1 protein-coding gene is annotated in these 1,226 nt (G+C 74.0%); it reads left to right on the forward strand.

The features are described 5' to 3' along the window. The coding region (locus K353_RS34995) for an FtsK/SpoIIIE domain-containing protein (protein ID WP_370447700.1) at positions 1–1,214 on the forward strand (1,214 nt) is incomplete at its 5' end. Positions 1,215–1,226: the final 12 nt, after the last annotated feature.

The following is a 1,226-nucleotide window of genomic DNA, read 5'->3' on the forward strand; positions in this document are numbered from 1 at the left end:
CCCGCTCCGCCGCCGACGGCGACGACCTGCTGTGGTCGCTGGAGAAGCGGAACTTCGGTGTGGACACCGTGACCGGCGAGCAGGTCGAGATCCCGCTCGGCGAGCGGATGCTGATCGCGGGTATGTCCGGCGCGGGCAAGTCCGTCGCGTCCCGGCCGATGCTGTTCGAGGCGTCCGAGGGCGACACGAACGCGTTGGTGATCTTCGACTTCAAGAAGGTCGAGGGTCGCCTGTGGGACCACCGGGCCCGCGTGGTCACCACGGCCGAGGACGCGCTCGCCCTGTCCGAGGAGCTGGTCGAGGAGATGACCGAGCGCCTGGACCTGCTGCCCAAGGGCAAGGACAAGCTCACGCCGACCCGCGAGCGGCCCCGCATCACCGTGGTCGTCGACGAGGGCGCCGAGGTCATCTCGGCCGCGAAGGACGCCCTGGTCGGGCTGGAGTCGGTCGCCCGGATGGGCCGCGCCGCCTCCATCGACCTGTGGTGGATGACGCAGAAGCCCACCATCCCGGACGGCATTCCGAAGCAGATCGCGCCGCAGCTCGCGCTGAAGATCTGCCTCGCGGTGTCCACCCCGACCGAGGCCCGCGTCGTGCTCGGTGAGGACGCCCAGGCGAAGGGCTGGACCGCCGAGGACCTGGACTACCCGGGCTACGCGCTGGTGAGGGCCGGGAAGAGCCGCAAGCCGCACCCGGTCAAGGTCCGGTACATGACGGCCGAGCAGGTCATCGCCCTGCCGGACCGGCCGATCTGGTCGCGGTACGCGGAGCCCGCCGCCCCGGCCCGCCCGGTGTTCACCCTGGTGAAGAACGGGCCGGTGGAGTGGGACGAGGACGCCTCCGTCTACGACACGGCCGCCCCGGCGCCCGTCGCGGTGCCGCCCCGGCCGGACTACGCGCCGACCGCGCACCAGCCCGCCCCGGCCGCCCAGTTCGTCACCGGCCCGGTCCGCCCCCGCCCGGTCGCCGCCGTCCCGGCCCAGGTCGCCCCGGCCGAGCCGGTGCCGGCGGAACCGGCGCCCGCCGTGACCAACCGGGACCGGGTGTTCGCCGCGATCCGCTCCGGCGCCCGGACCGCGAAGGCGGTCACCGAGGCCACCGGCCTGAACAAGGGCACCGTCTCCCGCGAGGTCAAGGCGCTGACCGAGGCCGGGTCGATCCGCAAGACCGACGACGGCCTGGTCGTCGCCGCCGCCGGGGAGGTGTCGGCGTGAGCCCCGTCGCCC

It is taken from the genome of Kitasatospora sp. SolWspMP-SS2h (genome assembly GCF_003259315.1).
Classification (GTDB): Bacteria; Actinomycetota; Actinomycetes; order Streptomycetales; family Streptomycetaceae; genus Kitasatospora; species Kitasatospora fiedleri.